A 24,041-nucleotide genomic window follows, 5' to 3' on the forward strand; every position below is an offset into this window, starting at 1 on the left:
CAGGAGTTTATTATTATTTCATGAGATTGCCATGCATTCTACGGCTGTTCGCAATGATGATTTTGGAGTCATGCAATAAGGCTAATACCCTATGAGAATGATATAGCAAAAATATTCTTCGTAGACAATGATAGTATCATATGATACTATCATATAATGAATAGTAAACCGTCTTTTCAAATAACTAATAAAATCTTGGAGTTATCACAAGATATTTCTTATGAGCTTGGTATTTTAGCCGGTAGCAAGCTTTACTCTCAACCTATAAAAAATAATCAAATTAAAACCATCCATTCTTCTTTAGCAATTGAAGGAAATAGTTTAAGCGTAGAGCAGATAACCGATATAATAAACGGCAAGCGTGTACTCGCACCTGAAAAAGATATTGTAGAAGTAAAAAATGCTATAAAACTATACAATAATCTGACTATATTTAATCCCTTCAAAATTGAATCATTATTAAAAGCACATGAGATATTAATGCAAGGATTAGTAGAAGATAACGGAAAGTGGCGTAAAGGTAATGCCGCTATATTTAAAGGCACAGAGATTATATATTTTGCCCCTACGGCACGCCGTGTATCTTTATTAATGCAGGATTTATTTGAGTTTATAGCACAAGATAAGCAAATTTCTGGAATAGTTAAAGCTTGTATATTTCATTATGAGTTTGAATTTATCCATCCTTTTTCAGACGGTAACGGACGAATCGGTAGATTATGGCAACAATTATTACTAATGCAAGCTAATAAAATTTTTGAGTATATTTCCGTTGAAAGTTTGATAAGGAATAATCAAAGTGAATATTATAGTGTTTTAAGTAAGTGTGATAAGCTTGGTGAATCGACCTTATTTATCGAGTTTATGCTTGATAAAATAGTTGCAGCATTAAGATTATATAGTAATAATATTACATATGAGGCAAATACGCCTTTATCTAGAATGGAATTTGCTAAGGTTAATTTAATAGATCAATGGTTTTCTAGAAAAGATTATATTACTGTACATAAAAATATTTCTACGGCAACGGCTAGTAGAGATTTGTTATATGGTTTAGAGCGTAAACTTTTAATAAGTACAGGGGATAAGAATCAAACTTATTATAAGTTTGTGTAGTTTTTAATGTCATTCCCGCTTTTGTGTATGAGTGTTAACTTAAGAGAAGCAAAAACCTCTGATGCCATTCCCACGAAAGCCGGAATCCAGTACTTTAAAGCTTTTTAAAAGCTTGATTTATCTTGCTTTACCCCTAGATTTCTGCTTTCGTAGAAATAACATCATATCACTGATTCAAAAAGAGATCAACATGAAAAATTTTATAAAATATTTGTTTTTTACCGGTCTATATATAGTAGTGACGATAATAGTTGCTTATATGGTTTTGGCTCAAACTATTCCTAATGATGGGCAGTGTCATATGATGGATAGACCGTTTGTTATTCATTACATCTTAGCAGCAATTATTACCGCTTTACCGACACTAATTTTAATATATAGTAAAAAGAAAAAGTAAATATATGATCGGTAAATTAAGTGGTAAAGTTGATTCCCAAGGCGATGATTACGTTATAATTGACGTAAACGGGGTAGGGTACTTAGTCTATGCTTCAGGTAAAACTTTAGGTAAACTTGCTGAAGGGGAGTTTTATAAACTATTTATCGAAACCCATGTTAGAGAGGAACATATTCATCTTTACGGTTTTTTGACTCTAGAAGAGAAGATTTTTTTTAATTTACTACAATCAGTAAACGGTATAGGTACAAGAATGGCTTTATTTATCTTATCAAGCCTTACGCCTTCAGATATTCAAATTGCTGTAAATAATGAAGATAAAAATATATTTAAAGCAATATCCGGAGTAGGGGCTAAACTTGCTGAACGTATAGTGCTAGAGCTGAAAGGTAAAGTAGCGAAAATATCAAGCGGTTCAGCTATTATTAAAGAGAGCTTAAATATTAAGAATATCACACCCGTTGCAAGTAATGAAGTAATAAAAGCTCTAGTAAATCTAGGATTTTCTAGATTTGAAGCTCAAAACGCTGTTCAAGGCATCATTACCCAAAATCCCGAAATCTCTATTGATGAATTAATCAAAACAGCCCTGAAAAATCGAAATTCTAATTTTTAGTTGATAAATTAGCAGTTATTTTATATTAATTTTAATTACTAAAATGAATAGGTAAAATATATGTCCAAGTTAATAGAATATTTAGGAAAAATACAGGCTGAAGAAATATTAAAAGAGCTATAGAAAGACTCTGCTACTTATTTGCAGCTGCTGGATACTCTAAAATTCCTGAAGATGCTTTAAAATGGGTTATTGAATGCTTTACAAGGAGACGCTACTATAAAGTGCTTAAGCACTGATAGTTTTGCGTGGAGTTTAAAATCAATAAAGTTATTTGCTGAATTTTTTAAAGATCCGCTATGCCGAATTACCGACATTAGTTTTATAAATGCTTTGAATAATGTTAATAAGATAGATGTTCTTTTAGATACCTTAAGAGTAAACGAAACAAAAATAAGCGATTTAGATATAAGTGGGATATTTTGTGATAATAATGTTCCTGCCTGATCCTCATTTATTAAAAATACTAAACTTGCTGGATTGAATTTTTCATTAAGTACAGAAGTAAGCGAGGAATCAAAGAAAGCCTTATCGGATGCTATAAAAGAGAATAAAAGCTTAATTGGATGTAAATTTTAGGTTATAAGATAGGAATGAAATCTCAAGATAGACAAGAATTGGACGCACAAATTACAGAAATAACTGATGAAAATAACCTTACGCTAAAAGATGTAGCAGAAGTTTTGAAAAATTATTATGAAAATCGTAATATAATATTATTAAATAAGATATTTGGCCATTATTTCAAGTTATATAAAGGATTAAATCAAAATTACCTTAAAGAAGAATTACAAAACTTAGGCGTCACTGATACAGAAAAATTTTTTGAAACCGTAGATAAACTTAGAGAAGGGGTAACTAGTTTCTATGAAGAGGGCTAATATAAAAGTCTAAAATAATTTATAGCATAAAACTATTTTTTGGCTATTATTAGTCATTATATTCGATTTAAAATAATGACTAATATATTATCACCTGAAAAAAGTGAAAATGATCAAGAATTGCCAATAAGGCCGTCATATTTGCAAGAATTTGTCGGTCAACAGCAGATTAAAGAAAATCTTTCGGTATTTATTAAGGCTGCAAAATCTCGAAATGAGCATCTTGATCATACTTTATTTTACGGTCCGCCCGGGCTTGGTAAAACTACGCTTGCTAAAATTATCTCTAACGAAATCGGCGGTAATTTTAAATCCACCTCCGGTCCTGCTATACTTAAGGTAGCTGATCTTGCTGCTATTCTTACCAATCTTGAAAAGAACGATGTATTATTTATTGATGAAATCCACCGCTTAAATACTGCGGTTGAAGAAGTTTTATATCCTGCCATGGAAGATTTTGAGCTTGATATAATTATCGGTGAAGGATCTGCCGCAAGGTCAGTGAAAATAACCTTGCCGAAATTTACCTTAATCGGTGCTACCACACGCCTCGGGCTGCTTAGTAATCCTTTGCGTGATAGGTTCGGTATCCCTATGCGGCTAAATTTTTATAATACCGAGGAATTGAAGAAAGTTCTAAATAGAGCAAGTAAACTACTTGATATTGATTTGACCGATTCGGGTTCTGAAGAAATAGCTAAAAGAAGTAGAGGAACGCCAAGAATTGCATTAAGATTGCTTCGTCGTATAAGAGATTTTGCAGCAGTTGACGGTAAATCAAGAGTAGATAAGGAAATCTCTGATTTTGGGTTAAATCGTTTGGAAGTTGATCGCATAGGACTTGATAGCAATGATTATCGTTATCTAAAATTCATAGCGGATAATTATAACGGCGGTCCTGTTGGAATTGAAACGATTGCAGCTGCCTTATCTGAACAACGTGATGCACTTGAAGAAACCATAGAGCCTTATCTTATACAGATAGGTTTACTACAAAGAACTCCTAGAGGTAGGGTAATCACGATTGCCGCTTTTGAGCATTTGCAAATGCCTGTACCGAATCAATCACATCATCAATTTAATATTTTTAACGAGAATGAATAACAATAATTTAAATGATAACTACACAGCCGCAGATGTTATAAAAAGGCTGATAAAAGATCATGTTAAACCTTACGCAAATAAAATATATTTTTCGATATTTTGTATGGTTGTTGCAGCACTTTGTACGGCAGTGATCGTACATGCGGCTAGACCTATTATTGATAAGGTTTTTTTAACGCATGATAAGAAAATGCTTATAATCATGCCTATAGTGCTTACTGTAACTTTTGTTATAAAAGGCATTTCAGAGTATTATCAGAATTATCTAATAAAATTTGTTGGGCAGAGGGTACTAAACGATTTACAGATACAAATGTATGAGCATTTGTTATTTGCTGATATTTCTTTTATTCAAAACCAATCTTCAGGACGTTTAATATCTCGTTTTACTAATGATATTTCTTTGATGCGTGGAGCTGTTTCTAACTTACTTGTCGGATGTGCCAAACATTTTCTAACTGTAGTATGTTTAATAGCAACAATGTTTCATTTAGAACCGCTATTATCTTGCATAGTTTTTCTTGTTTTCCCTTTAGCTGTTTATCCGGTGCAAAGGATGGGTAGAAAGATAAGAAGAATATTTGCACAGTCACAAGAAGAGCTTGGGCATTATACCTCTCGGCTTGATGAAACATTTCAGTCAATTAAGATTATTAAATCTTTTGTAGGCGAACAAATAGAAAGTAATAGAGCATCGTTGATTATTAATAATATTTTAGAGTTCTACAAAAAAACATCTAAGCTAGATGCGATGGTTTCACCGATTATGGAGGGTTTAAGCGGTCTTGCAGTTGGAGGGATGGTATGGTATGGAGGTAATCTAGTCCTAGAGGGGAAAAGTACGCCAGGGGCTCTTTTTGCTTTTTTGGCTTCTTTTGCAGCGGCTTATAGACCGTTTAAAAGTTTGGTATCGTTAAATATTAATTTGCAAGAAGGAATAGCAGCAGCTAAGAGGGTATTTAGTATTTTGGATACCGAGCCTATTATTAAAGATCATGAAGATGCTAAAGACGTAGATTTATATAATCCACAAATTACTTTTGAAAAACTAGCTTTAAGGTTTGAGAGTAAAATAGCTATAAAATATATAGATTTAAGGCTAGAGCCTCATAAAATTATTGCGTTTGTCGGGCGTTCAGGTAGTGCTAAGACTTCGCTTAGTAATTTATTAGTGCGTTTTTATGATCCAAATGAAGGAAGAATTTTAATTAATAATCATGATATTAAAGATATTAAGCTTACTTCACTTAGAGGTCAGATTTCCTTAGTTACTCAAGATACTCATTTATTTGATACAAGCGTTGCAGAAAATATAGCATACGGTCAGGAAAACGCTACAAGAGAAGAAATAATTAGAGCAGCAAAATATGCCGATGCTCATGAGTTTATTATGCATCTGCCGAATGGTTACGACACGCAGATAGGGGGGCAGGGGACGACTCTTTCAGGCGGTCAGCGTCAGCGTTTATCTATTGCTAGAGCTTTCTTAAAAGATGCCCCTATTTTAATTTGGGATGAAGCAACAAGCAGCTTAGACCAAGCTTCCGAACAGAAAATTCTAGAATCGTTAAAGAAATTACGCCAAGGAAAAACCACTTTAATTATTACGCATCGTTTAAGCAGTATTACCGATCTTGATAATATTATCGTCATGAAAAACGGTGAGATTTGTGAACAAGGAACTCATACACAATTGCTTAAGAATAAAGATGAATATTATAGGTTGTATAATAAGGAGTTAAGAGAAAATGGTTGATTTATAAAGTAAATAGCTTATATTTATTAATTATTATTGCAACACTAATATTTTCGTCATTGCGAGGAAAAATTGAAAATTTTGACGAAGCAATCCAGTAAAAAATGCATAGCATTTTTTTATTATTTTCCTAGATTGTCACGTTGGGACTATGCCCCTCCTCGCAATGACGATTTAATGAAATATCACAATGCGCATTACCAAGATTTTTAAAGACTATCGATTATTTGAAATATTTATTTTAGGAATAGTTAGCGGTATGCCGCTGGTTATAATTTTTTCTACTCTTGCGGTATGGTTAAAAGAATCCGGTATAGATATCGCCGTTATTACTACTTTTGCGGTTGCAAGGTTATCATATTCGTTAAAAGTATTTTGGTCGCCTCTAGTCGACAATTTTAAAATACCTTTTTTAAGTAGGTGGGGACATCGCAAAAGCTGGCTTATATTATGTAGCTCTTTAATGGCTTTAGTACTAATTGCTATGAGCAAGGAAAATCCTGAAGTTTCTTTAACTTCTTTCTATTTTTTGACTATATTATTAGGCTTTTTATCTAGCACGTTTGATATTGCCGTTGATGCGTTGCGTATAGATAAGTTTGATCAAGAAACACAAAGCATAGCTAGTGCAACCGCTGTATTCGGTTATCGAATCGGTATGCTTATTACAGGGGCAGGTGCTTTGTACCTTGCAGAAATAACTGGAAATAATTGGCAACTAACTTTCTGTGTTATAGCTATAATATTTGTCGTTGCAACGATATTTATAATAACCGTAAACGAAAAAGAATTAGCAAGAGAAAAAATTCATATTATTTCTATTACTTCATGGATTTCTACAGTAATTAATCCTTTCAAGGATTTTTTCAAAAGAGAATTTGCTGCAACTATTTTACTTGCGGTAATATTTTTTAAATTAGGCGATGCTATGCTTGGAGCGGTTGCCTCACCTTTTTATATAGAGCTTGGTTATACAAAAGGCGAAATAGCAATAATAGCTAAACTTTATGGATTGATTGCAACCTTAGTCGGCGGTTTTGTCGGTGGTATTGTAATGTATAGGGTGGGGAATTTTAAAGGTTTGATTATTACCGGTATTGCCCAAAGCTTAACGCATTTTGCATTTATTTGGCTTAATCATCAGCCTCCTTCTTTTGAAGCTTTATTAATTGCTATTACTATAGAGAATTTTGCTGCCGCTATGGGTGCTACTGCTTTAGTTGGATATATAGGTAATTTATGTAATAAAAAATATTCCGCAACACAATATGCTTTACTTAGTAGTGCTAGTAGTTTATGTAACAATACTGTCACTATTTATGCTGGAAAACTCGTAAATATGATGGGCTGGGACGGTTTTTTCCTCTTTACTATAATTTTAGCCTTGCCTGCTTTGTTTATCTTAATGTATCTTAATAAAAAGGTTAATGTGTAGTAAGTATTATTTTCATCGTCATTGCAGAGCGACCGTAGGAAGCATGACAATCTAGGAAAATAATAAAAAAATGCTATGCATTTTTTACTGGATTGCTTCGTCAAAATTTTCAATTTTTCCTCGCAATGACGAAAAATCACACTTGGTTTAATTTGAATAATATTTTATTTATTTAAAATGTTTAGGAAATTTTTATTACCTTATATTTGTGTCGTAACATTTTTCTTTGCGCCTATAAGCGAAGCAAAAAAAGCTGTAAAAAATACCCCTAAACCTCCTGTTCAAACTAGTTTAGTAATGGATGCAAAAAGCGGTAAAGTGTTGCAGGCCCATAATGCACAAATTCGGATTTACCCCGCTTCTTTAACTAAGCTAATGACTCTATACTTAATGTTTGAAGCAATTGAAGCCGGTAAGTTACCTTTAGATAAAAAATTACTTGTATCAGCAAAAGCTTCAAAAATGCCACCGTGTAAGCTGGGTTTAAAAGCAGGGGAAACTATAACCGTTCGAGAGGCAATTAATGGATTAATTATAAAATCTGCTAATGATGCTGCTGTAACGGTTGCTGAGGGCATGAAAGGTTCAGAGAAAGCTTTTGCTCATTTAATGAATGTTAAAGCTAAACAGCTCGGTATGAAGAAGACCTATTTTAAAAATGCTTCAGGTTGGCATGACCCATTGCAGCAAACTACCGCAAGAGATATGGCTAAACTTGCTATGGCTTTGAAGAGAGATTATCCTAAATTTTATCCGTTATTTGCTAAAACCAGCTTTGTATTTCGTGGAAACGTAGTAAACGGACATAATAGGGTTACTAAAAATTATCAAGGTGCAGAAGGGATGAAAACAGGTTTTCATACACCGGCAGGTTATAATTTAGTAACTACTGCTTCTAGGAACGGTAAATCATTGATTGCCGTTGTTACAGGCGGTAAAAGTGCCGCATCTCGTGATCAAAAGATGATGGGGCTATTAGATCAGCATTTTAATATTAAGCCTATAGTCCCTAAACCTTCAATCAAGCTTGCCTCTAATAATAAATCTACTACAAAAGCTAAATCAAAAATAATAAAGAAAAAGAATATACGTAGTTGATATGTATCGTCATTGTGAGACCACAAAGTGGTCGTGGCAATCGCATGAGGTAATACAAAAACTGCTGAGATTGTTTCGTCGAAACTTAAGTTGCTCCTCGCAATGACGTTAAAAGAGCCACGCAACAACGCCTACGATTATTGACGCTTTAATATTCACACATCTTTTAAGGAGTTACTGCCAATTTATACTTTAAATTTATAAGTTTTATATGACAATTAACGCTACATTTATTGTTGTTTGTAACTTTATTAGATGAAGATTTTTTAGAGTTTTTAGCTAAAGTTTTACTTTGTGGTTTTTTTAGATTAATATTTTTTAGAAATTTCTCAGTTTCATTAGGTAAATATTCTATTTTTACTTTAGTTATACCTTGATTTTTAAATGCTAAAATTTCAGCCGCTTTTTGAGAAACATCTATTATACGATTTTTCTTAAAAGGACCTCTATCATTAACCATTAAAATTACTGCTTTATTATTGGCTTTGTTGGTAACTTTAACTAAGCAAGGGAGCGGAAGAGTTTTATGTGCAGCAGTTAATAAATTTCTATTAAATCTATCGCCATTAGCTGTTTTTTTACCGTGAAAACCGTCTTTAAGTCCACCGTACCATGAGGCATAACCTGTTTCGGTAAAAGATTTAGGGTTGTGAGGTTTGTAAGTCTTTCCTTTTATTTTATAATTTTTACCGACTTTATAATGTCCTTTATAAGTGAGATTATGAGGATCATCTTTTGATAATTCTTTGTAAGCATATTTGTGGGAATAAGGTAATCTTTTTGAGGTATTACAACCGCTTAGACCAAAACAAAAAATTAACAAAAGTAATAAACCCTTTGCATAACTTGCTCCTAAAGGTAATTTGTATACCTTTGATACTTTAAGATTTGGTAAGTCAAATTTCGGGATTTGTCTGTGTTCACGTATTTTTATACGCTGTGCAGGCTCACCACTTATTTGATTTCCAACTTTTGAAATATCTGCGGTATACGTCAATCCGGTACTCGCATCCTCACGTACTAAGGTGTATGCTGCAGTGCTACATGCCGTGTTTCCGTCAAATTTCTCTTTATTATCTTCATTCTGCAAGAGGTCTAATTTAAATTTATGATTCTTCACTATTATCATTATTTGTGTTAAAGTTATTCATTATTTTAGCGTAACACACAACTTTTTCAACCCCTTTTATTTTTGATGCAATAGAAGCAAGCTTTTCTAGCTCTTCTTCTGATCTTGCAACTCCAAATAAATAAACAATATTATCTATAGTTAGAATAGTATAATTAGCAAATTTAATGTCTTTTCTGACTAAATTTTTAGCTTTAATTTGCGTGGTTATCATACTATCTTTAGTATATTGGGCTAAGTCAAAATGATTACTGTTTTTATTTACTTTCAACTCATTAATAACTTCTTTTACGCTTTTTTGATTCCAAGCAATTTCTATGGCTTTTAACGCATCAGATTCTTTTTGAATATTTCCTGTTAATAATACTCTTCCTTGTGATACTTCAACCTTTATTTTAGCACCTAAATCTCTAAAATTATTTTTTACTAAATCAGCTTTAATGCTGGCAGAAATCCTTGAATCATTTAATGTTTCAGATATTGGTTGATCTTTTGAAGCAACAATGCCGGTAGTGGTTGCTGCGGTAAAAATAGCAGGTAAACAAGCAGATAGACTAAAAGAAAGAGCTATAAAAATTAGAACTCGTAATATCATAACAAGAGTACCCTATGATTTTTAAAAAGATTGTATTTGTTCAAGAATTAACTGTTTGTTTATTATAGTACCGGACAATTTTTAAAAAGCCATCGGTGTTATCTCTGTGAAAGCAGGAATCCTGTGTCATCCCGCGACTTGATCGTGGGATCCAGCTTAAAATACTAATAATATTAGTATTTTAAATTGTTTGTATGGACCCCGTCGTCAAGCCACGGGGTGACACAGTGGATTTTACCGGTCCATGCAACAACACCTACGCTAAAGTAAAAATAGTAAGGTATTATATCTCATATCTTACTATTCGGTAATTTATTCTTTAATAAAAGAGGTAATTGCAGTAAAATAAATATAAAAGTAATAGGTATTACACCGAATACTTTGAATTTTACCCATGTTGCATCTGAGCAATTACGCCAAACTACTTCATTAACTACAGCCATAAAAAAGAAAAAAGCTGCTGTTCTATAGCTTAAGGTTATCCAACTTTCTTCTTTAAGACGTACTATACTCTCTAAAGCATATTTGATAAAAGGATTTTTTCTTATACCGCTCATGAGAAATATTATTCCAAAAATAACATATAATATAGTAGGTTTGATTTTTATATACATTGAATCGCCGCTAATTAAAGTAATGCTTCCCGAAACTAATAAAACAGTCGTAGAAATAATAGAAAGCTTGGATACTTTCTTATCTATAACATAACAAAGGGTAATACAAATAACAGAGGTAATAAGCATATAAAGAGTAGCGTGTTGTATACCGCCTCCATAAAAAAAGCCTGCAAAAAATGCTATTACCGGACCAATTTCTGATAAAAGTTTTAACATATTTAATTTAATTGTTCTCTTTGATAAAATTAATTTGATTCATTTTTTTGTACTGATATTAAGTTATTTTTGGAATATCTTAATTTTATTTGTATGAAAATATTTATCAGTAATATAGTAGTAAAATACGCCAGTACTTGTAGCCCGTTAGGTCTTGCAATATAACCGGTAACAATATGTAAGATTTTACCTATCATACTTCTATCTGCTACTAACCATGAACTATCCCAAAGTTGATCGGATAAAAACATAATTAGACCGGAAGAGGTTAAAATACCTGCAGCACTTGCTGCAAATCCGCCTGCTATTAGCATTAATAATATGGTAGAGATTTTAAAAATATATTTTTGATTAGCAATCTTAATGAAACCGAAATATATTACTAAACCAAGTAAGAAGCCACTTGTAGCACCTATTATCACTCCTTGCAAGTAAATACTGCTTGATATTGTTTCAACTGAAGATATACTATATACTAAAATAATAATTTCTGCACCTTCTCGTAATATAGTAGTAGCAACTAAAAAAAACAACATGAAATAACTGGCATTACCTTCATGAATTTTTACTGATAAGTCGTTTATATGTTGCTTTACTTTTATACCGTAACCTTGCATCCATATTATTGTCCAGCTAATCAGAATTGTTATTAGTATCATAATTCCGGAATCGAATAACTCGTCGCCTATTCCGCCAAAAGATAAAGATAATTTACGTGTAAAAAATGCAAAAATTGAAGCAAATACTACTCCAAGCATTACTCCAGCAATAATATAAAGACGAGATTTTTCGATTTGTTTTGTTACGACGAGTATTACACCAAGTAATAAGGATATTTCTAAACATTCACGAAACACTACTAAAGCAATTTTAAACATATTTTTTATCTAATCATTAACAATTATAAAACCCTGAGCCGTATCTTGATGAAAATCTCCAAAAAATTCATATTTTCCGGACTTGAGAGGTGCAAGTATAATATGTATTGACTCATTTGGCATAACTATTTTTTCACGATGTAAATCATGACTTTCAAACTCTTCTACCGTATCATCTTTATTATGCACAATTAACCTTATCTTAGTCGCTTTTGGTACTTCAACTATATTCGGAACAAATTTATGATCTTGTATAGCTATCTTTACTTCTAATATATTATCGTTTGTTTTATTATCGGAACTCTTACTTGTAGAGATATAAATAATTACTGCTAAAAATATTAAACCTACTAATATAATAATATTTTTGTTTTTTTTAATAATTTCCATACTATAATTAAAGTTTAAAGTAAGATGCTTATATACTCGTTTAATTTGAGTTTTAAATTTTTAATAATTACAAAATTTATCCTGCAATTTTTATTAATGCTATAAGATATACAATTATTATCATTATGACAAGGATAGATAATAAAATATAATTTTTTTGTCTTTGACTTTTATTTTGTTTCATATTTATTTAATTTTGTTTAAAGTCTCCTAGTTCAAGCAAAAGATATTCATTTATCGGTAACGATTCATGAGAAATAATTTTATTTATGTTAGAACCTAAAGTTTTAAATGTTTTGCCTTCAGCAATAACACTGCGTGTTCCAATCGTTACTTTACCTTGCAAGGCGTAAGAAAAAATTAAAGGATATGTAATATCGCCGATTTTCATATCTATTTGTTGTCCTTTTGCTTTTGAATCATATAGTATTTTACCGTTTGATAAGCGAGTAATTTTAGCATTAAAGCTTACTTTTTCACCACATAATAAAGGAACACGATAAGCTATCTCATCGTCATAAATTTTAACTTCATTACTTTTAACAAAATTTTGCGGTAATATGGATTTTAAAATTACATTAACTTTATAATTATAAGCATCATCGAAGATAATATTATTACTATTATTAACAGCATATTTTGCCGGAATAATAGCTTCTCGTGCTTCTCCTACCATCATACCGATTATTACATTATCTAAGCCAAGCATTACAGGAGCAGAGCCTAAAGTAAAAGTCTTAGTATCTTCAGATATTAAAGTATTGTTCATATCTGATATTTGATAAAATACGGTAACTACATGTCCACAAGAAGCGGGACCGATATTACCGCTACCGAGCGTATTAATTTTGAACAGTGTTTTTACTAAATCCTTACGTACTTCAATAGTGTAATCATTAGGATTGATAGGTCCATTTAACGGTTGTAAAATATTTTCAAAAAATGCTTTCCCTTCTTCGGTTTTAAGAGCATTTATTACTATTTTTGAAACCGTACGTTCAAATAAGTTGCCGTTTAATGAAATAGGAGGTTCATTATTTATACTAGTTTGGTTTTCATCGGTAGATGAATTATTTGAAGCCGTTTGCTCTACAGTTGTAAGATTATTGTTGTCGGGAGATATTTTTAACTTTACTATATTGTAAAGTATTAGAATTACAATTATTAAAGATAAAAATTTTTGCATATATATAATATTTTAGTATAACAAAGTTTACTATAACAATCAATTACTTAATAATCAAATGAGAATAAAAATAATTTGATTAATAAAAATAATTGATTTAAATTTAGATGCAGAATTTTATAAATATAGTGGTGAAAAGTGAAAAAATTTATATTTTGTTTTTTATGTTTATGGACATTAAACATATTTGCTGCTTCTAAAACTTACCCTAATAAGCTTAATCGTTGTAAAATTACTAGAAATATATTTAATGATTATGAACCGAAAGTTTTTGAAACTACTAATAATTTATTACGTAAAACAGGAAGATTATCAAAATTTTACGGTGAAAGGATATTAATTAAAGGAAAAGTATTAGATCAAAATTGCGTGCCGGTTGCGGATGCTAAAGTTTATTTATGGCAAGCAGGAAGCGGGGGTAAATATCCTTACGAACCTTTAAAAACTAGAGTTGATAAAAGAAGATTTACAAGTAAAAGCGATTCAAGTTTTACCGGTTCCGGTATTGCTACTACTAATAATAAAGGAGAATATTACTTTATTAGCATGTTGCCTTATACATCTTCTCGTTATTTGAGAAGTGCAAATATAAGAATAGAGCATCCTAGTCTTACTACTCTCGAAACACGCTTAGACTTATCTGCTCAAAATATGTGTGATAATGAGTGCGGTGAAGTAAATCCGATATTGATCGAACCGCAAGAAAATATGCCGTCTTATTGTTTTGACTTAGTTTTGCAAGGTACGACGTTTAAGAGGTATTGATACAGTACGTCATTGCGAGGAAAATTACGCAGTAATTTGACGAAGCAATCTCAGGATATTTGACGAGATTGCCACGCAGTCTACGACTGCTCGCAATGACGTTTTGCCTCTTTCTGCGGTGCTTCTAAAGGCTTTTTTATACCACAACTACATAATGTAAGTGCTAATACGAATAAATAAAATATCTTCATTATTATAAATTATTATATGACCTTAAGAAATTATAATAAATATCTTATATATATTATAGTATTTTTATTATCTATAATAATTTTTATTCCTAAAATTCATGCTAGGCTCTATGAGCAGCCTAAGGATAAATTAGCATTTTTAAGAGGTTCAAGCGTTCCTGATAATATAATTTTTTTTGATGAAGAAAAAAATCAATATTCTCTTGATCAGTTTGAAGGAAAGACTATATTGTTAGTGTTTTGGGCTACTTGGAGTGCTCCTTGTGTCAAAGAAATGCCTGACCTTGATATCTTGCAAAAAGATTTTAGGAAATTACCTTTTTCAGTAATTCCTATTTCAGAAGATTATCAAGACATAAAAGTTGTGAAAGAATATTTTAAAAGCTATCATATAAGATATTTGCCGATTTATCATGATTATAGAAATGAATTATTTAAAGCCTTAGGGGTTGTTAGTTTGCCGACTAGTATATTAATAGACCCAGACGGCAAAATAGTAACTAGCTTTGTTGGCAATACAAATTGGTATGACGAAAAAGTTAGAGGTACTATTTTATCTGCCATTTCCGGAAATTATCCTGAACCTAAAAATAGTTATAACGCGCAATCTCTGAATAGACCGGCTAAGCCTTTGCTGCCAATAAAAAAGGATGCTCTATAGTAACTCCAAGTAAATAGACGAAGTGTAATTTGGAAAAGAGCAAGGAGTCTATAAGGCGAGGAGCAGAGCGTATACTTAATAGGTGAGTACCACAGATCTTATAAGACAACATAGCCAATTTTTCAAATGAAACGAGTATATTAAATTAAAAATGAGTAAAATTAATGAATGAAGTAAATAAATCAACTATGGCGAATGCTGAATTTGATCAGATAATAACCAAACGACAGATAAGTAAATTAGATCAATTATTTGCTTCGGTTTTTGGTAATTCTAAAGAGGTGATTGCCGTTTTACGCCTTAGCGGTGTTATCGGTAAAGTAAGTACTATGCAATCGGGACTTACGTTAGAATCATTAAATGCTCTAATAGAAAAAGCTTTTAAAATAAAGAAATTAAAAGCATTATGTTTAATTATTAATTCTCCCGGCGGTTCTCCGGTACAATCTGAACTTATTGCAAAACGTATTCGTGACCTTGCTGAAGAAAATAAAATAAAAATTTATAGTTTTATTGAAGATATGGCGGCTTCAGGCGGATATTGGCTGGCTTGTAGCGGTGACCGGATATATGCTTTGCCGAGTTCGGTTATCGGTAGTATCGGAGTAGTATCAAGCGGATTCGGTTTTCATGAAGCAATTAATAAACTTGGGATAGAGAGAAGAGTGTATACGGAAGGCAAGAATAAATCAGTATTGGATCCGTTTAAACCTATTAATAAAGATGATCTTAAAATTATCAAAGATTTGCAAAAGCAGGTTTATGAACATTTTATAGAATATGTAAAAACAAGAAGAGCAGGGAAGTTAACTCAGCAAGACGAAATTTTATTTAACGGTGAATTTTGGGCAGGGCAAACGGCGCTTGATTACGGCTTAATTGATGGCATAGGTGATATGTATAGCGTAATGAAAGAAAAATTCGGTGATAATATTAAGTTTCAATATCTGTGTGCTAAGCAACCTTGGCTTAAAAAGAAACTTGGTATGGGAAGTAAGATATTAACCGATAATCTTGCTAGTTCTTTAATTGATGCGGTAGAAAATAAAATTATTAACGATAAATTTGATATGAAATAATATGACAATAACACAAGTTAAAATTAAAAAACTAGAAAATTTTTCCGGCAGTCTGCCGGAATATGCTACAGAGCATAGTGCGGGGATGGATTTAATAGCCGCAAACGAGCAACCTATAACAATAAAAGCAACCGCAATACAGCTAATTCCAACAGGCATCGCTATAGCACTACCGGATTCGTTTGAAGCCCAAATAAGACCCCGTTCGGGTCTTGCCGTTAAGCACGGTATCACGGTTGCTAATTCACCCGGTACTATTGATGCAGATTATCGAGGTGAAATAAAGGTCATTCTTATTAATCTCGGTAAAGAAGATTTTATTATAGAAAAAGGCATGCGAATTGCACAGATGATAATCGCAAAGTACGAACGTATATTATGGGAAGAAAGTAGTAGTCTTATGGAAACGATGCGTGGTAGCGGTGGCTTTGGTTCTACCGGTGTTTAGTGGGTCTCTATGTCATTCCCGCGTAGGCGGGAATCCAGAAAATTAACCTTAATATTGATACAAAAATTACATATTAGATAAACCTATAAAAAATAAGTTTTTTATAGGTTTTACTGGATTTCTGCTTGCGCGGGAATGACATCAACGAACCATACAACAATGCTTTTAGTAGTTCGTAATGACTATTAGGTATCCACGCAACAAATCATAAAACTTATGAAAATCACAATAAAATTGTTAACCTCTATATTGTTGTTATTAGCTTTGAAAGTAAATGCTAATTCTGATGCTGTAGATAATGTTAAGCAAGTTTTTACCTATATCGATCAAAAAAATTGGTCACAAGCCGAAGATTTAGCTCTAGAAGTAAATAATAAAATTTTAACAAAAATTGTATTTTCTCAGAAATATTTAGATAATAAATATTCAGATAATAGTTTTGAACATGTAATAAGGTTTTTATGCAATAACCCGGATTGGCCTCAAAATAAGCTGCTTGAAGAAAGAGCAGAAGAATATCTAAATAATAATACAAATAAAAAAGTAATTGTTGATTGGTTTAGTAAACATCCTCCTCTTACCGGCAAAGGTTATAAATTTTATGCGGTAGCTGCAAGTAGTTTAATCAAAGATCAGAAGATATTACTACCTATTATTAAAGAGGCTTGGGTATACGCTAATTTCACTCCTGAAGAAGAAAATGCATATTACAATAAGTGGCATAAATATTTAACTGCGAGTGATCATTTAGAGCGAATAGAAGAACATTTATGGAAAAATGATATTAGATCTGCTGAGCAATCCCTGAAATATGTAGAGCAAGGTTACCGTAATTCTTTTAAAGTCCAAATTGCGATTATAGGTAAATCGCCAAATGCTGAAAAGCTTTTTAAAAGTGTTCCTGAAAAATACTATACTTCCGGTTTATTATATCGTTATTTAGATTTGAAAAAAATGCAAAAGCCGACAAAGGAAATTATTACTTTGTTTAAGAAAGCTAAAAATAACCGTAAACATTTTGCTAAATGGTGTCGTATTCAGTCCTATTATGCTCGTGAATTCATCGATTACAAAGATTTTGCTAATAGCTATAGAATGGCAACGCTTCCTTTTGCTACTTGTCCTGAAACTATAAGGGAGCAGGAGTGGCTTGCGGGCTGGCTTTCTTTAAGTTTTTTAAAAAAGCCTGATCAAGCATTAGTACATTTTAATAAGTTTATTAAAGTTGTTAAGACTCCGATTAGTTTGGCACGTGGGTTTTATTGGCTCGGTCGTACTTATGCAGCAAAAGGCGATAAGCAAACGGCTAGAAAATTTTACGAGCAGGCAGCTAAATATTCTTTTACCTTTTATGGGCAGGTAGCAAATATTGAATTAAATAGGACAAAGTTAGTTTTACCTCCTATTCCCGTAATAACTTCTGAAGAAAGGAAAATTATAGAAAATAAAGAGATTATTAAAGCAATAAGGTTATTGGTTAAATATAATAAAAACTACTTAGCCCTGATATATTCCAAAGCAGCAATGAAAAATACTAAAAATTCTGCAGAAATTCAAATAATTGCGAATATTATTAAAGCAAATAATAATACTAATCATATGGTTGAGGTGGCAAAAATTGCTGCCCAAAATAATGCTTTTATTCCGGATTGTGCTTTTCCAACGCCTTATAATCTAGTAGGTTTGCCTATCCCACCTCATTTAACTTATGGAATAATTAGACAAGAATCGGTTTTTGATCATAAAGCAGTAAGTTATGCAAATGCTATGGGTCTCATGCAACTTATTAAAGGTACTGCTTGTGATACCGCAAGATCCATAAATGTTAAATGTAATGTAGCAGACTTAACTAGAAATCCGGTATATAATATTAAACTTGGTGCGCATCATTTCAAAAAATTATTAGATAATCATAAAGGTTCTTATATTCTATCCATTGCTTCTTACAATGCCGGAAGTCATAATGTAGTAAAATGGATAGATAGGTTTGGTGATCCAAGGGATATAAAAGATACAAGAAAAGTTATTGACTGGATAGAACTGATACCTTATCGAGAAACAAGAGATTACGTTCAAAGAGTACTTGAAAATGTTCAGGTTTATCGGGTAATCTTAAATAAGAATAGTAGTTTGTACTTTAAGCGTGACTTACATGCTTGTGATATAGCAAAAAGTTAATTTCTATTAGTGTTTTATTTTGACATATAGTAATATATATGTATAACATGGACACTAATTAAAAACTATGAATTAAGGAGGAGAGTATGAAAAAATTAGAGCAACACTTTAAAAAACAGCGCAATAATACCGATATTCAAGTAAAGAAATATAAAAACGATCTTAATGTAATCGGCATTAGATATGACCATAAATTTGCACATGTTGCAGTTCCAAATCATGCTACCGGCGGGTTTGAATATTTTAAATGGGATTGGATGACAAGCATTACGGGTAGTCATTCAGAAATAGTACCAAGATTTAAGACAATAGTAAGCATTTTAAAAGAAGCTAAAAGTAACCCAGCCCAGTATGAAAACTTAGTATCTAACTTGGATGCTAGTACTCAAAATGCACTTGAGGTTACTATTAAGAGTAATAATATTACTGTACCGACACAAGACACTAATAAGGTAATGTCAGAAATATTATTAGGAATGCAAACATGGCTAGATACAAAAAGTCATATCCCTATGGACCTTAAACAAAAATTCTTAGATTTAGGTTCTAATCATTTAGCACTATTCATAAAAGCTGCTTATAACAAATTTAACAATACGTGGATAGTTAAAGAGTTTGTTGATAATGCTGTAAAAACTGGAGAAGAAGGTAGAAAATATCTAGCCGATTGTGATTGTAGTTCAACTGACCAGCTATGGACAAAGCTTGTTGAACCTATAATAGAAAACCTTAGAATAAGCGAAAATTCAACTGATAAATCTGAAGATGATGAAATATCAGAGGCTTTGGCGAATAAACTTGGAGCAAAAGTAAAGACTTTAGCACTATCTAATACTCATGAACTACCAGCACAAAAAGAAGCATTAAAGCTTGTATATGATATGAGGAAAGGTAATTTAGATAAAGTTAATTTTTTTGGTCAGGACGATACTGTATTAGGTTGGTTTGTAGAATATAGTGGCCTTACTATTGACCAAATCAAGGCTAAAGCAGTAGAGATTGCCGGTGATGATGTTGCTTTTTATTTAGAATAGCTTCGTAAGGTTATTCTCATTTTCTATGTCATTTCTGTTCCCTTTTATGTCATCCCTAGCTAAAATGGGAATCCAGTGCTTGCCTCTGTCATAGCGTAGCTTGTCCACGGTATCTAGAAAAAATAAAATAAAGACTGGATGCCGTGGTCAAGCCATGGCATGACATAGTAGGTTTACCTGTTCATATAACAATACCTATCAATTATATTCATGATTCTTAAAAATATATCTTTACTAATAATATTATTTTTTTCAATATCAACTTTTTCTGCTGGTCATAGTCTAAAAAATATCTCTATTACTGTTGTTGCTCCGGCAACAGGAGCGGATAATAAAACCTTGTCGGATTTAAAAAATATTAATGGACTAAATTTACAAATTTCTTCTAAGTGTTTTGCTAAAGGTAAGCTACCCTTTCTTGCAAGTAGCGATGCAGTAAGATTTAATTGCCTGCGGGATGCATTATTTGATGAGTCTGATAATATAGTATGGAGTTTACGAGGTGGTTACGGTTCTGCGAGAATAATTCCCGATTTACTAAAGTTATCAAAACCAAATACAGAGAAAGTCTTTATAGGATATAGCGATATAACAGCGTTACATCTTTTTCTATCACAAGAATGGGGCTGGAAAACTATTCACGGCAGTAATATAGCCGATCTCTTAAAGCCGGAACAAGATCAAGGTAATTTTACCAAGCTTGCTGAAATATTAAAAGGTAAAGTAAAGCAGGTTACTATAGATAATTTAGTGCCTCTTAACGATATAGCAAAATCAAGTGATCTTGTTAACGGCAAACTAACAGGCGGTAACTTAACTATGGTACAGACTAGTATAGGAACGAGTTGGCAAATAAAGACTAAGGGCAAAATTCTTTTTTTAGAAGATGTGAATGTAGCTCCTTTTAGATTAGATCGTGAGCTTTTACACTTAAAGCAAGCAGGGTTATTTGAGGATGTTAAGGCTATAATATTTGGTTCATTTGGTAAAGATCTTGATGCCACAATGTTAGTGCTTCGTAATTTTGCAGATAGTTTAGATATACCGGTATTTAAAACAAATAGATTCGGTCATGAAAAAATTAACGATCCGATTATTTATAATACGAATAGTAAGATTATTAAAAGTAAAGAATTTAAGTTAGTGATGGGGTTGTAAGCACTATTGCGAGCAGTTGCTAAGCCGTCATTGCGAGCGACTGAAAGCCTTGTTGCATGGTTTGTTTATGTCATATTCCCGCGTAGGCGGGAATCCTAGGGTAAAGCGCAATAAATCGAGCTTTAAAAAAAGTTTTAAAGTACTGGATTCCTGCCTACGTGGGAATGACATCGAGTCTTAAGTTGACACCCATGCACATGCGCAGGAATGACATAATTAGCCTATCGACTCAAATGCGAATAATCATTATACTTTGATAAATTCAAATCATAAGAAAAGAATTTATTTGTAATATAATGTTCAAGTAATTTTACTAATCCGGCTTTATGTCTATTTAAAGTCTCGATGCTTAAAGCTATTTCCGTTGTGTGCACATAAGGTTCGGTACTAGTTATTTTTACGTAGGCGATAGTAATATTGTTATTTATAATTGGATTCCTGCTTTCGCGGGAATAACACAAAAGGGGCTGGGGATGACATAAAAGGGACAGAGAATTACATTTCGTAAATCCGTTTTCTAGTAACATCAAACTTTCTATGATAAGTTGCGGCGAGAGTCCAAGTTCTATTTCTTTCTTAGTCGGAATAGTACCGGTCTTATAATCTAGTATAGTTATATTGTTTGATTTACTTATTTCAATTCGGTCAGCTATACCGATTATTTTTATATCTTGACCTACAATATTTAGCCGTAACTCCCCTTTAGTTTCAAAATAGATTTCTTTGCAGTTTTTTCGGCGTTCTATATCAAATAAAATAAAAGCTTTGCTGAAAGCCGTGAGTTTTATTTGCCAAGTTTTTTTTGTGTAGCTTGGTAAAATAGTGCTATATAAAATATGATTACCGATATTTATTAAAGCATTTTGTTTATCAAGCAAATTTAAATTGATATATTGTTTGTCGTAATTTTTAGAATATTCCTCTAAAACTTTATGAATCAAATTACCGAAATCCGATATTTTAGGCTCTTCCCATATATGATCTTTTTTACGTAGTCCAAGAATTTTCTTAGCATAAAAACCGTATGGGTTTCTTATTAATGTTTCTATTTCGGTTACTGATAAGGTGGTTGGGAAAGAGGGGCTGTGGATCTCAATACTCTTGTTATACCGTGGCTTGACCACGGTATCAATATAATTACTGGACCCCGTGATCAAGTCACGGGGTGACACAGAACCTTTTGCTAGCTTCAAAAATAAATTACTCGGCACTGACAGTTTCCCATCATATTTTTTAGCATTCAGTATAACTATTTGCTTATTTTGTAGAAATAAATTGAAGTAATCTGAATATAGAGTAGGGACAATTTCATCGTAATCTATATTTAGTATCTGCAAGGCTTTCTTGCTAAGCCATGGGTGAGCTTTAGCACTCAGTGTCCAGTTTTCATTATTAAAATGCGGTAATATAATTAAGTCAAATTCACATAATACTAAATCTTCAGGCCGTCCTATAATAATACTAGCAGCGTCGGTATTTTTGTAATATTTGATATTAGAAAGTAAAAAAGAAAAAATTTTAGGAAAATCCTTTTTATCCGTTGAATTTATATATTTACTATATGCAGTTAAATTTGTTAAAAACTCAAGTAGTTCTGCTCCTCCTTCTTTTTCCCAAATAGTAGGCAAAAGTTTTTCAGTTATTTCTTTAGTTAAGGTTAGAATAGCTTGTATATTATGTGGAGTATCGGTAAATAAAATATCTATTAAGTTACGGCAATACTCTCTTATATCCTCATTATCAAATTGTAATTGCAATAAATATTTCGGTGAGGATATAAAACGATTTTTATTAGATAGCATTAACTCTAACTGCTGCACAGTAGGGCAGTTAATTAAAGGATTTTTAAGTAATAAAAATAGAAGTTTTAAATCAAAATTATTACATAATATTTTAATAATGGAAGTTAGTAATTCACCTATATTAGTAAGCCTTAAGTCATTACCTAGTAGATCTTCATATTTGTCTAAAAAATCACAATATACTCTTTTAAGCTTATTATTATTTGTAACGATTGCAATCCGTCTGTCTTGATTACGGCTACATATATAAGATATTTGTTTAGTTTCTTCATAAATGTCATTAGGTTCATAATAAGATATACCATCGCTAATCTGTTTGGATGCAGGATTATAGTGAATTATGTAATCCTTTAATTCTTCTTCAAATCTTTTTAACAAAATATTAGGCTTGAATATTCCGGCGAGTATTACCTGCTTATGTCCTGTTTTTATTTTTATTATTTCTTCTTGTAATAGCTTTAATTTATAAACTGCTTTAGTTTGTTTTTGAGTAAACGATATTTCTTCTTGCCATCTTAAAAAGCAATATTCTAGAAATTTATAAATCTTTTGCCAGTAGTTAGAATTGTTATAGACTTCAATTAATTTTATATCAATATTATTGATTATAAGATCATTAAACAATTTTCTTAAAAGTTCTGCAGCTTTTAATGATTCATTTTTATTCAAAGGTAATTCTTTATATTCGGTGATAATGGATGATAAAATAAGTAATTCTTCTATTTTAGATATATAATCCGCATCGGTTTTTTTTGAAATAAGAGAATTAAAAGGAATAATGATAGGTAAGTTAATTTTATATTTATCGGTTAAAATCTTCTTTAATTCTAGGCATGAGAAATTATTAGGCAATATTATTTGAACTTTTGTATCTTTACCTAATTTATCAATGATATACTCAGCAAAACTTTTCAAAAAAGAATAATCAGCAGTCATAAATAATGTTTTTGACGATAATATAGCAGATCAAAGGTCCGAAATCTTATTTAAAATGATAATATAGTACAATAAATAATATTTGATTATTAGTTTCTTATTAAATATATTAATTTACATTTAATAAATAAGGTATCATATGAAAATTTTTATTATATTATTTACTATTATTCTCTATAATATCATGAGCTTATGCTAATAATTTAAACTCACATATAGCTTATTGTGATAATATACAAGTAGAACAACAAGAAGATTTGGTAATACAAAAATTGGTTAAACTATTTGTGACTGAAATGAATTATATTATTAGCGGCTGTTTACAATAATGGGATGTGCAAGATAATCGGGTAAAATATTCAATTGCTTGGCAAG

Annotated in this window: 23 protein-coding genes; 16 read left to right on the forward strand and 7 right to left on the reverse strand. The window is 31.6% G+C overall.

Features of this window, described 5'->3' with window-relative positions:
• Positions 1–156 precede the first annotated feature (156 nt).
• From TENJIKU01_RS00690 to TENJIKU01_RS00730, 9 genes are all read left to right on the forward strand, one after another.
• Positions 157–1,116 (forward strand): Fic family protein, encoded by a 960-nt coding sequence (locus TENJIKU01_RS00690; protein ID WP_064428815.1) that lies wholly within the window; start codon positions 157–159, stop codon positions 1,114–1,116.
• A 190-nt stretch (positions 1,117–1,306) separates the two neighbouring features.
• Positions 1,307–1,513, forward strand: coding sequence for a hypothetical protein (locus TENJIKU01_RS00695; protein WP_004995893.1), 207 nt, complete (start codon positions 1,307–1,309; stop codon positions 1,511–1,513).
• Positions 1,514–1,517: 4 nt separating this feature from the next.
• On the forward strand, positions 1,518–2,129 hold the full coding sequence (gene ruvA / locus TENJIKU01_RS00700; protein WP_016916707.1) for a Holliday junction branch migration protein RuvA: 612 nt from the start codon (positions 1,518–1,520) through the stop codon (positions 2,127–2,129).
• 192 nt (positions 2,130–2,321) lie between these two features.
• Positions 2,322–2,576 carry a hypothetical protein gene (locus TENJIKU01_RS08745; RefSeq protein ID WP_064428816.1) on the forward strand — a complete coding sequence of 85 codons (255 nt, stop codon included), beginning with the start codon at positions 2,322–2,324 and terminating at the stop codon, positions 2,574–2,576.
• Between the two features lie 146 nt (positions 2,577–2,722).
• Positions 2,723–3,010, forward strand: a complete 288-nt coding sequence (locus tag TENJIKU01_RS00710; protein WP_064428817.1) for a hypothetical protein — start codon at positions 2,723–2,725, stop codon at positions 3,008–3,010.
• 75 nt (positions 3,011–3,085) lie between these two features.
• On the forward strand, positions 3,086–4,114 hold the full coding sequence (gene ruvB / locus TENJIKU01_RS00715; protein WP_064428818.1) for a Holliday junction branch migration DNA helicase RuvB: 1,029 nt from the start codon (positions 3,086–3,088) through the stop codon (positions 4,112–4,114).
• Entirely contained in the window at positions 4,107–5,870 is a 1,764-nt protein-coding gene (locus TENJIKU01_RS00720; RefSeq protein WP_064428819.1) for an ABC transporter ATP-binding protein, read from the forward strand. The genes ruvB and TENJIKU01_RS00720 overlap by 8 nt, the downstream gene beginning before the upstream one ends.
• Positions 5,871–6,060: 190 nt before the next feature.
• On the forward strand, positions 6,061–7,305 hold the full coding sequence (locus TENJIKU01_RS00725; protein ID WP_064428820.1) for an AmpG family muropeptide MFS transporter: 1,245 nt from the start codon (positions 6,061–6,063) through the stop codon (positions 7,303–7,305).
• 177 nt (positions 7,306–7,482) lie between these two features.
• The gene (locus TENJIKU01_RS00730; RefSeq protein WP_064428821.1) at positions 7,483–8,403 is read left to right on the forward strand and encodes a D-alanyl-D-alanine carboxypeptidase family protein; all 921 of its coding nucleotides are present in this window, start codon (positions 7,483–7,485) and stop codon (positions 8,401–8,403) included.
• A 166-nt stretch (positions 8,404–8,569) separates the two neighbouring features.
• Here TENJIKU01_RS00730 and TENJIKU01_RS00735 read toward each other — a convergent pair whose 3' ends face one another.
• The 6 genes from TENJIKU01_RS00735 to TENJIKU01_RS00760 all read right to left on the reverse strand — a co-directional run bounded on the left by TENJIKU01_RS00735 (position 8,570) and on the right by TENJIKU01_RS00760 (position 13,414).
• The gene (locus tag TENJIKU01_RS00735; RefSeq protein WP_064428822.1) at positions 8,570–9,532 is read right to left on the reverse strand and encodes a septal ring lytic transglycosylase RlpA family protein; all 963 of its coding nucleotides are present in this window, start codon (positions 9,530–9,532) and stop codon (positions 8,570–8,572) included.
• Entirely contained in the window at positions 9,510–10,127 is a 618-nt protein-coding gene (locus tag TENJIKU01_RS00740) for a BON domain-containing protein (protein WP_064428823.1), read from the reverse strand. Before TENJIKU01_RS00740 ends, TENJIKU01_RS00735 begins: the two co-directional genes overlap by 23 nt.
• A 290-nt stretch (positions 10,128–10,417) precedes the next feature.
• Positions 10,418–10,960 (reverse strand): septation protein A, encoded by a 543-nt coding sequence (locus tag TENJIKU01_RS00745; RefSeq protein ID WP_064428824.1) that lies wholly within the window; start codon positions 10,958–10,960, stop codon positions 10,418–10,420.
• Between the two features lie 29 nt (positions 10,961–10,989).
• Entirely contained in the window at positions 10,990–11,838 is an 849-nt protein-coding gene (locus tag TENJIKU01_RS00750; RefSeq protein ID WP_010977176.1) for an FTR1 family protein, read from the reverse strand.
• A 9-nt stretch (positions 11,839–11,847) separates the two neighbouring features.
• Entirely contained in the window at positions 11,848–12,228 is a 381-nt protein-coding gene (locus tag TENJIKU01_RS00755) for a cupredoxin domain-containing protein (protein ID WP_064428825.1), read from the reverse strand.
• Between the two features lie 190 nt (positions 12,229–12,418).
• Complete coding sequence (locus tag TENJIKU01_RS00760; protein ID WP_064428826.1) at positions 12,419–13,414, reverse strand: FKBP-type peptidyl-prolyl cis-trans isomerase; 996 nt, start codon at positions 13,412–13,414, stop codon at positions 12,419–12,421.
• Between the two features lie 138 nt (positions 13,415–13,552).
• Here TENJIKU01_RS00760 and TENJIKU01_RS00765 point away from each other — a divergent pair, with 138 nt between their 5' ends.
• The 7 genes from TENJIKU01_RS00765 (at position 13,553) to TENJIKU01_RS00795 (ending at position 20,928) form a co-directional block, all read left to right on the forward strand.
• A complete protein-coding gene (locus tag TENJIKU01_RS00765; RefSeq protein ID WP_064428827.1) occupies positions 13,553–14,179 on the forward strand; it encodes a dioxygenase in 627 nt (208 codons plus the stop codon).
• Positions 14,180–14,386: 207 nt separating this feature from the next.
• Complete coding sequence (locus tag TENJIKU01_RS00770; protein ID WP_064428828.1) at positions 14,387–15,031, forward strand: TlpA disulfide reductase family protein; 645 nt, start codon at positions 14,387–14,389, stop codon at positions 15,029–15,031.
• 164 nt (positions 15,032–15,195) lie between these two features.
• On the forward strand, positions 15,196–16,110 hold the full coding sequence (locus tag TENJIKU01_RS00775; RefSeq protein WP_064428829.1) for a S49 family peptidase: 915 nt from the start codon (positions 15,196–15,198) through the stop codon (positions 16,108–16,110).
• Position 16,111: 1 nt separating this feature from the next.
• A complete protein-coding gene (gene dut / locus TENJIKU01_RS00780; protein WP_064428830.1) occupies positions 16,112–16,558 on the forward strand; it encodes a dUTP diphosphatase in 447 nt (148 codons plus the stop codon).
• 216 nt (positions 16,559–16,774) lie between these two features.
• Positions 16,775–18,736 carry a lytic transglycosylase domain-containing protein gene (locus TENJIKU01_RS00785; RefSeq protein ID WP_064428831.1) on the forward strand — a complete coding sequence of 654 codons (1,962 nt, stop codon included), beginning with the start codon at positions 16,775–16,777 and terminating at the stop codon, positions 18,734–18,736.
• Positions 18,737–18,822: 86 nt separating this feature from the next.
• The gene (locus TENJIKU01_RS00790) at positions 18,823–19,770 is read left to right on the forward strand and encodes a hypothetical protein (RefSeq protein ID WP_064428832.1); all 948 of its coding nucleotides are present in this window, start codon (positions 18,823–18,825) and stop codon (positions 19,768–19,770) included.
• A 210-nt stretch (positions 19,771–19,980) separates the two neighbouring features.
• The gene (locus TENJIKU01_RS00795; RefSeq protein WP_064428833.1) at positions 19,981–20,928 is read left to right on the forward strand and encodes an LD-carboxypeptidase; all 948 of its coding nucleotides are present in this window, start codon (positions 19,981–19,983) and stop codon (positions 20,926–20,928) included.
• A gap of 221 nt (positions 20,929–21,149) precedes the next feature.
• Here the strand turns inward: TENJIKU01_RS00795 and TENJIKU01_RS00800 are convergent, their stop codons facing one another.
• Positions 21,150–23,666 carry a PD-(D/E)XK nuclease family protein gene (locus tag TENJIKU01_RS00800; protein ID WP_064428834.1) on the reverse strand — a complete coding sequence of 839 codons (2,517 nt, stop codon included), beginning with the start codon at positions 23,664–23,666 and terminating at the stop codon, positions 21,150–21,152.
• Positions 23,667–24,041: the final 375 nt, after the last annotated feature.

Origin of the sequence: Rickettsia sp. Tenjiku01, assembly GCF_001653015.1 — a bacterium.
Classification (GTDB): Bacteria; Pseudomonadota; Alphaproteobacteria; order Rickettsiales; family Rickettsiaceae; genus Rickettsia; species Rickettsia rickettsii.

Bases quoted from the DNA above. Each gene is read 5' to 3' on its own strand.
- TENJIKU01_RS00690 (WP_064428815.1), top strand. From the start codon at position 157: ATGAATAGTAAACCGTCTTTTCAAATAACTAATAAAATCTTGGAGTTA.
- TENJIKU01_RS00695 (WP_004995893.1), top strand. From the start codon at position 1,307: ATGAAAAATTTTATAAAATATTTGTTTTTTACCGGTCTATATATAGTA.
- ruvA (WP_016916707.1), top strand. From the start codon at position 1,518: ATGATCGGTAAATTAAGTGGTAAAGTTGATTCCCAAGGCGATGATTAC.
- TENJIKU01_RS00710 (WP_064428817.1), top strand. From the start codon at position 2,723: ATGAAATCTCAAGATAGACAAGAATTGGACGCACAAATTACAGAAATA.
- ruvB (WP_064428818.1), top strand. From the start codon at position 3,086: ATGACTAATATATTATCACCTGAAAAAAGTGAAAATGATCAAGAATTG.
- TENJIKU01_RS00720 (WP_064428819.1), top strand. From the start codon at position 4,107: ATGAATAACAATAATTTAAATGATAACTACACAGCCGCAGATGTTATA.
- TENJIKU01_RS00725 (WP_064428820.1), top strand. From the start codon at position 6,061: ATGCGCATTACCAAGATTTTTAAAGACTATCGATTATTTGAAATATTT.
- TENJIKU01_RS00730 (WP_064428821.1), top strand. From the start codon at position 7,483: ATGTTTAGGAAATTTTTATTACCTTATATTTGTGTCGTAACATTTTTC.
- TENJIKU01_RS00735 (WP_064428822.1), bottom strand. From the start codon at position 9,532: ATGATAATAGTGAAGAATCATAAATTTAAATTAGACCTCTTGCAGAAT.
- TENJIKU01_RS00740 (WP_064428823.1), bottom strand. From the start codon at position 10,127: ATGATATTACGAGTTCTAATTTTTATAGCTCTTTCTTTTAGTCTATCT.
- TENJIKU01_RS00745 (WP_064428824.1), bottom strand. From the start codon at position 10,960: ATGTTAAAACTTTTATCAGAAATTGGTCCGGTAATAGCATTTTTTGCA.
- TENJIKU01_RS00750 (WP_010977176.1), bottom strand. From the start codon at position 11,838: ATGTTTAAAATTGCTTTAGTAGTGTTTCGTGAATGTTTAGAAATATCC.
- TENJIKU01_RS00755 (WP_064428825.1), bottom strand. From the start codon at position 12,228: ATGGAAATTATTAAAAAAAACAAAAATATTATTATATTAGTAGGTTTA.
- TENJIKU01_RS00760 (WP_064428826.1), bottom strand. From the start codon at position 13,414: ATGCAAAAATTTTTATCTTTAATAATTGTAATTCTAATACTTTACAAT.
- TENJIKU01_RS00770 (WP_064428828.1), top strand. From the start codon at position 14,387: ATGACCTTAAGAAATTATAATAAATATCTTATATATATTATAGTATTT.
- TENJIKU01_RS00775 (WP_064428829.1), top strand. From the start codon at position 15,196: ATGAATGAAGTAAATAAATCAACTATGGCGAATGCTGAATTTGATCAG.
- dut (WP_064428830.1), top strand. From the start codon at position 16,112: ATGACAATAACACAAGTTAAAATTAAAAAACTAGAAAATTTTTCCGGC.
- TENJIKU01_RS00785 (WP_064428831.1), top strand. From the start codon at position 16,775: ATGAAAATCACAATAAAATTGTTAACCTCTATATTGTTGTTATTAGCT.
- TENJIKU01_RS00790 (WP_064428832.1), top strand. From the start codon at position 18,823: ATGAAAAAATTAGAGCAACACTTTAAAAAACAGCGCAATAATACCGAT.
- TENJIKU01_RS00795 (WP_064428833.1), top strand. From the start codon at position 19,981: ATGATTCTTAAAAATATATCTTTACTAATAATATTATTTTTTTCAATA.
- TENJIKU01_RS00800 (WP_064428834.1), bottom strand. From the start codon at position 23,666: ATGACTGCTGATTATTCTTTTTTGAAAAGTTTTGCTGAGTATATCATT.